Raw genomic sequence first — 6,145 nt, 5'->3', positions numbered from 1 at the left:
CTGCAGGCCAGGCGCTCCACGAGCACCGCGTCCCGGTGGCCGAAAGTACCGGAACGCGGCGCGATCCGGCTCGAGCACTCGCGGTGCAGGTCGCGGGGACCCCTGGCGACCTGCACCTCCGTGAACCGCAGGCCGCGTCAGGCGGCCCGGAACCGGGTGCGCAGCTCCCCGATCCCTTCGATCCGGCTGACCAGCACGTCGTCCGGGCCGAGGTAGCGCGGCGGGGTCATCCGGTTGCCCACGCCCGCCGGGGTGCCCGTGAAGACCAGGTCGCCCGGCAGCAGCGGGCAGATCGCCGACAGCCGCGCGATCAGCTCCGGGACACCGAAGATCATCTCTCCGGTCCGGGCCTTCTGGACCACCGTGCCGTTCAACTCGGTCGTCAGCCGCAGGTCACCCGGGTCGGGGAACTCGTCCAGGGTCACCAAGGCCGGACCCGTCGGGCCGAAACCCGGGAACGACTTGCCCAGCGAGAACTGCGGCGGGGTGCCGAGCAGCTGCACACCGCGTTCGGACAGGTCCTGCCCGACGGTCAGCCCGGCGACGTGCTCCCAGGCGTCCTCGGCCGCGATCCGGTGGCCGCCGACGCCGACCACCGCGACCAGCTCGACCTCCCAGTCGACGCGGTCGCCGGGCAGCTCCACCGTGGTGTCCGGGCCCGTGATGCAGCTCGGGAACTTGGTGAACACCAGTGGATCCGCCGGCGGGTGGTAGCCGGCTTCGGCGGCGTGCGGCGGGTAGTTGAGGGCGATCGCGAAGACCTGGCGCGGCCGCGGCACGGGCGCGTCGAGCGTGCGGCCGGCCAGGGGCTCCGCGGCGGGCAGTGACGCGGTCGCCGCCCACACCTGGAACGCCGCCCACCGGTCGAGTACGGCCATCGGGCCGGGACCGAACCGGCCGCCGCTCGCGTGGGCGACGTCCACGAAACCGTCCCCGACGACCAAGACGGCGCGGTCGTCCACTGTGGACAGGCGCATCAGACCCACTGGTCCGCGGCCGGCGGCGGGGTGCCGTGGGCGTCCTCCCAGGACACGACCGGGTTGCGCAGCACGCCGATGCCCTCGATCTCGGCCTCGACGACGTCACCGGGCTTGAGGTAGTTCGCGAACGGGTCGTCGGTGCTCGCCGCGACCCCCGCGACCGTGCCGGTGGTGATCAGGTCACCCGCGCTGTAGGTCTGCGGCGAGTGGTAGGCGATCAGCTGCGGGATCGAGACGGACATCCGCCCGGTGTTGGACTTCTGCCGGACGTCGCCGTTGACCCGCAGCTCCATGTCCAGGTTGTGCGGGTCCTCGATCTCGTCGGCGGTGACGATGTACGGGCCGATCGGGCAGAACGTCTCGATGGCCTTGGAGAAGGAGAAGACGCCGGACTGCATCTCGCGGCGCTGGATGTCGCGCGCGGTGATGTCGTTGAAGACGAGGTAGCCGCCGATGTGCTCGGCCGCCTGCTCGGCGCCGAAGAACTTGCCCGGCTTGCCGAGCACGATGGCCAGTTCGAGCTCGTAGTCCAGCTCCGACGTCAGGTGCGACGGGTAGACGATCGGGTCCTCCGGGCCGATGATCGCGTCGACGTTCTGGAAGAAGACGATCCCCTTGTTCACCGGGTGCGACCAGTTCACCCGGACGAGGTCCTCGTGGTGCTCGCGGAAGTTCCCGGCGGTGTGGAAGAACTTCTTCGGCACGATCGGCGCGCGCAGGCGCACGTCGGCCAGGGGGTAGCGGCGGCCGGTCTCGGGCACGTCCCGGTCGCGTTCGAAGAACTCGCGCGTCGAGGTGGTGTCGAGTTCCAGCACCTGGTCGTCGGCGATGCGCCCGACCTGGTTGTCGTTAAAGGTGACGAGCTTCATCGGGGTCCACTTCCTGCGGGGTCGGCCACGCGGAACACACGCAGCTGGAGGGCCAGCGTCGCGTAGTAGCCCACCAAAGTCGTGAGCTCGACGGCCATCCGGTTGCCAATGATTGGCACGATCTCGGCGTACGTCACGTCGTCGACGTCCTCCTCGCGCAGCAGCGCGGACACGAACCGCAGCGCGGCCCGCTCGGTCTTGTCGGCCAGGGCCGGGATCTCCCCTCGGCGCACGGCCTCGACCTGCGCTTCGGTGAGCCCGGCGGCGAGCGCGTGCGGCTCGTGGGCGTACCACTCGAACGCGCTGTCCCAGCGGGCCGCGACGGCGAGGATCGCCAGCTCCCGGATCCGGTCCCCCAGCGTCGTCGAGTACCGGATCGCGGCGCCGAGCGCCTGCAGCGCCTGCCCGGCCGGGGGCGCGACGAGCATCGCGTTGAACGGGCCCGCCAGCCGGCCGGCCGCGTCGACCAGGGGAAACCGTTGCGGTCCGGTCGCGCGGGGGCCGCCGGTGATCTCGTCGTAGAGCGCCCGCTGCTCGGGGTCGAGGTCGTCGGGGGTGAGGTGCGGCAGCCTGCTCATGCCGCCCATCCCACCAGCGCCTCCGGCCGGCGCGCCCGGATGTGCCAACCAATGGCACGGCCGTTCCCCGTCCCGGCGTCCGGAACCTAGCGTCGGTGCGGACCGAGGACCGAAGAGGAGCGTGCGGGTGGACTGGCTCGGGTTGGGCGGGCGGAGGGCCCTGGTGGCCGGCGCCGGCGGGATCGGCGGCGGGGTCGCCGCCGCGCTCGCCGAAGCGGGGGCCGACGTCGTGGTGGCCGACGTCGACGAGGAGCGGCTGGCCGCCGTCGGGACCAAGACGCTGAAGGCCGACCTGACCACCGCCGAGGGCAGCCGGGAGTGCGTCGCCCGGGCCACCGAGCTGCTGGGTGGGCTGGACGTCTTCGTGCACGCCGTCGGCGTCAACGACCGGCGCCCGGTGCTCGACACCCTGGACGACGTCTGGGACGACATCGTCACGCTCAACCTGGGCAGCGCGTTCTGGACCGGCAAGGCCGCGGGCGCGGTGATGACGGCGGCCGGGCACGGCCGGATCGTCTACCTGTCCTCGGTCTCCGGCCTGCTCGCGCACCCGCACCACGCGCCCTACGCCGCCACGAAGGGCGGGGTCAACCAGCTCGCCCGGGTGATGGCCCGGGAGTGGGCGGCGAGTGGCGTCACCGTGAACGCCGTCGCCCCCGGATACACCGAGACCGGGCTGACCCGGCACCACCTCGAGAAACCCGGCGTCCGCGACGAGCTGACGTCGCTGGTCCCCGCCGGGCGCCTCGGCACGGTGGACGACCTGCTCGGCCCGATCCTGTTCCTCTGCTCCGACCGCTCGGCGTTCGTCACGGGACACGTCCTGTACGCCGACGGCGGCCGCACCCTCGTTTAAGGAGTTTCTGTGCGATTCACCGACAAGGTCGTCCTCGTCACCGGCGCCGGCACCGGGTTCGGCGCCGCGATCGCCGTGCGCGCCGCCCAGGAGGGCGCCGACGTGGCCGTGCACTACCGCGGGTCCCGGGAGGGCGCCGAGCGCACCGTGGAACGCGTCGAAGCGCTGGGCCGCAAGGCGTTCCTCGTGCAGGCCGACATCGCCGAGCACGAGCAGATCCGCCGGATGGCCGACGAGGTGTGGAGCCACTTCGGCCGGGTCGACGTCGCCGTGAACAACGTCGGGGACGTCGCCCGGGACCAGATGTCGTGGCGGGACATCACCGAGGAGTCCATCGACCACGTGCTGGCCGTCGACATCAAGGGCACGCTGCTGTGCACCCACGAGTTCGGCGACCGGATGCTCGCCCAGGGCGGCGGCGCGATCGTCAACATCGGCTCGACCGTCGTCGCGCGCGGCAGCGCCCGCGCCCCGCAGTACGCGGCGGCGAAGTACGGGATCATCGGCCTGACCAAGTCGTACGCGCACGCCCTCGCCCCCACCGTGCGGGTGAACGTGTTCGCGCCGGGGTTCATGGAGACCGAGGCGACGCTCGGGCGTGAGGACTGGAAAACCGGCCGGGCGGAGAAGCTGCGGGACGCGACCCCGCTGGGCCGGATCCCCGGCCCGGAGGAGCTCGCCGGGACCGCGCTGTTCCTCGCGTCCGAGGACGCGAGCCACATGACCGGCAGCTTCATGGTCGCCGACGGCGGTTACAACATGATCGGTGCGTGATTTCGTCATTCGTCAGTGAGGACGGAAAAATGAGCGAACCCAGGGTGATCTTCACCGGTGGCCGGGTGTTCGACGGGACCGGCTCGCCGGCCGTGCCGGGTGACGTCGTGGTGCGCGGCGACCGGATCGAAGCCGTGCGCGCGGGCGTCGAACCGGAGCCGGGTGACCGGGTCGTCGACTGCCGCGGCGCCACGGTCATGCCGGGGCTGGTGGAGTCGCACGCGCACCTGACGTTCCCCTCCGCCGTCGGGCACGTCGACCCGACGTTCAACCCGCCGCTGGACGTCTCGTTCTTCCACCACATGCCGACGCCCGACGAGCACCTCGCGCTCGCCGAGCGCAACGCGCGGATCCTCCTGGACCACGGCTTTACCAGCGCGTACTCCGCGGGGTCGCTGACGCCGGTGCCGACCGAGGTCCGGCTGCGCGACCGCATCGCCGCCGGGGAAACGCCCGGCCCGCGGATGCGCGCGGCGTCGTTCGAGCGGGACAACAACCCGGTGCAGATGGGACCGGACGGCCCGGCGCCGAAGGAGATCGGGCCCGAGGCGGTCCGCGCGTTCGTCCGCGAGCAGGCCGCGCTCGGCTTCGACAGCGTCAAGCTGCTGATGAGCAACGACGACGTCTTCTTCGAAGGCGGCTCGATGGTCACCCAGTACAGCGCCGAAGAGGCCGCCGCGGCAGGCGAGCAGGCCCGCGAGTCCGGGGTGTGGCTCAACTGCCACGCGCAGTCGCCGGAGTCGATCAAGCTGGCCGTGCGCAGCGGGTTCCGGTCGGTCTACCACTGCTCCTACGCCGACCAGGAGGCGATCGACCTGCTGGAGGAGCACAAGGACGAGATCTTCCTGTCCCCCGCCGTCGGCATCATGTGGGCCAACGTCCACGAGGGCGCCGAGTTCGGCATCGACGCCGCGCTGGCGGAGAAGATGGGCTCGGTGAAGTCGCTGGCCGCGATGGAGCAGCTCTACCCGGAGCTGCGCAAACGCGGGCTGCGGGTGCTGCCCGGCGGCGACTACGGCTTCCCGAACAACCCGATCGGGCGCAACGCGCGGGACCTGGAGCTGTTCGTGCGGCTGTTCGGCTACTCCCCCGCCGAGGCGCTGCGCGCCACCACGCAGTACGGCGGGCAGGTGCTGGACATGCCGGTCGGAGTGCTGACGGAGGACTACTTCGCCGACGTCCTGGTGGTACGCGGTGACCCGACCGCTGACGTGGCCCTGTTGCAGGACAAGGAGAATCTGCTGGCGATCATGCAGGGCGGCCGGTTTCACAAGGCGCCCGCCGCGTGACGGTCTACCGCGAAGTCCTCGGCTTCCGGCCGCTGGAGCTGGACCTCCACCTGCCGTCCGGCCCCGGCCCGCACCCGGCGATCGGGTACCTGCACGGCGGCGGCTGGCGGCGCGGATCGCGGCGGAAGACGGTCCCCGCGGACCTGTGCTCGACTTTGGCGGAGCGCGGTTTCGCGGTCGCCGCGGTGGACTACCGGCTCAGCGGCGAGGCGCGTTTTCCCGCGCAGCTGGACGACGTCCGCGCGGCCATCGGCTGGCTGCGGTCCGAAGTGGACTGTGCGGCGACGTTCCTGTGGGGCGAGTCGGCGGGCGCGCACCTGGCCCTGCTGGCGGCCTTGGACGGCGGTGACGTCGACGGCGTCGTCGCCTGGTACCCGCCGACGGACCTGCTGGGCCTGCCCGGCGATCTCCCCGGCGCGGCCGACGATTCACGGGAGGCCGAACTGCTCGGCGTGTCCCCTTCGGCGGATCCCGAGCGAGCGCGGGCGGCGAGCCCGCTCACCTTCGCGCGCGGGGACGCGCCGCCGATCCTCCTGATGCACGGCGACGCCGACGACCTGGTGCCCCCGGCCCAGAGCGAGCGGCTGGCGTCGGCGTTGCGGGCCGCGGGTGCGCCGGTGGAACTGGACCTCGTGCCGGGCGCCCGGCACATGTGGACGGACGCCCCAGACGTCGGCGCGATCGTCGACCGCTCGGCGAAGTTCCTGCACGCGCTCGGCTGAGCTTCCCGCGGCCGCGTGGTTCGTCCGTGAAGGCCTCCTTACCGGCTCTTATGGCCGGTAAGGAGGCCTTCACGGCT

At 72.1% G+C, this 6,145-nt stretch carries 7 protein-coding genes; 4 read left to right on the top strand and 3 right to left on the bottom strand.

What is annotated here, in order from left to right:
- Positions 1 to 137: 137 nt before the first annotated feature.
- Genes ACGFMK_RS48665 through ACGFMK_RS48655 form a run of 3 tightly spaced genes read right to left on the bottom strand, consistent with a single transcriptional unit; the run spans position 138 to position 2,427 of the window.
- Positions 138 to 977, bottom strand: a complete 840-nt coding sequence (locus ACGFMK_RS48665; RefSeq protein ID WP_392778805.1) for a fumarylacetoacetate hydrolase family protein — start codon at positions 975 to 977, stop codon at positions 138 to 140.
- Entirely contained in the window at positions 977 to 1,849 is an 873-nt protein-coding gene (locus ACGFMK_RS48660; RefSeq protein ID WP_392778802.1) for a fumarylacetoacetate hydrolase family protein, read from the bottom strand. Before ACGFMK_RS48660 ends, ACGFMK_RS48665 begins: the two co-directional genes overlap by 1 nt.
- Positions 1,846 to 2,427, bottom strand: coding sequence for a carboxymuconolactone decarboxylase family protein (locus tag ACGFMK_RS48655; RefSeq protein ID WP_392778799.1), 582 nt, complete (start codon positions 2,425 to 2,427; stop codon positions 1,846 to 1,848). Before ACGFMK_RS48655 ends, ACGFMK_RS48660 begins: the two co-directional genes overlap by 4 nt.
- A 127-nt stretch (positions 2,428 to 2,554) precedes the next feature.
- On the opposite strand from ACGFMK_RS48655, the gene ACGFMK_RS48650 reads away from it, so the two are divergent.
- The 4 genes from ACGFMK_RS48650 to ACGFMK_RS48635 are packed head-to-tail and all read left to right on the top strand — an operon-like array spanning position 2,555 to position 6,068.
- Entirely contained in the window at positions 2,555 to 3,283 is a 729-nt protein-coding gene (locus ACGFMK_RS48650) for an SDR family NAD(P)-dependent oxidoreductase (protein ID WP_392778796.1), read from the top strand.
- A 9-nt stretch (positions 3,284 to 3,292) separates the two neighbouring features.
- The gene (locus tag ACGFMK_RS48645) at positions 3,293 to 4,057 is read left to right on the top strand and encodes an SDR family NAD(P)-dependent oxidoreductase (protein ID WP_392778793.1); all 765 of its coding nucleotides are present in this window, start codon (positions 3,293 to 3,295) and stop codon (positions 4,055 to 4,057) included.
- Between the two features lie 29 nt (positions 4,058 to 4,086).
- A complete protein-coding gene (locus tag ACGFMK_RS48640) occupies positions 4,087 to 5,346 on the top strand; it encodes an amidohydrolase family protein (protein ID WP_392778790.1) in 1,260 nt (419 codons plus the stop codon).
- Entirely contained in the window at positions 5,343 to 6,068 is a 726-nt protein-coding gene (locus tag ACGFMK_RS48635; protein WP_392778788.1) for an alpha/beta hydrolase fold domain-containing protein, read from the top strand. The genes ACGFMK_RS48640 and ACGFMK_RS48635 overlap by 4 nt, the downstream gene beginning before the upstream one ends.
- The last annotated feature ends 77 nt before the right edge of the window (positions 6,069 to 6,145 follow it).

Origin of the sequence: Amycolatopsis sp. NPDC049252 (assembly GCF_043197175.1) — a bacterium.
Taxonomy (GTDB): domain Bacteria; phylum Actinomycetota; class Actinomycetes; order Mycobacteriales; family Pseudonocardiaceae; genus Amycolatopsis.
Note: the sequence above shows the minus strand (reverse complement) of the source record. Positions and strands in the feature narration are given on the sequence as shown.

Coding starts and splice junctions, on each gene's coding strand:
- ACGFMK_RS48665 (WP_392778805.1), bottom strand. CDS start 977: ATGCGCCTGTCCACAGTGGACGACCGCGCCGTCTTGGTCGTCGGGGAC.
- ACGFMK_RS48660 (WP_392778802.1), bottom strand. CDS start 1,849: ATGAAGCTCGTCACCTTTAACGACAACCAGGTCGGGCGCATCGCCGAC.
- ACGFMK_RS48640 (WP_392778790.1), top strand. CDS start 4,087: ATGAGCGAACCCAGGGTGATCTTCACCGGTGGCCGGGTGTTCGACGGG.
- ACGFMK_RS48655 (WP_392778799.1), bottom strand. CDS start 2,427: ATGAGCAGGCTGCCGCACCTCACCCCCGACGACCTCGACCCCGAGCAG.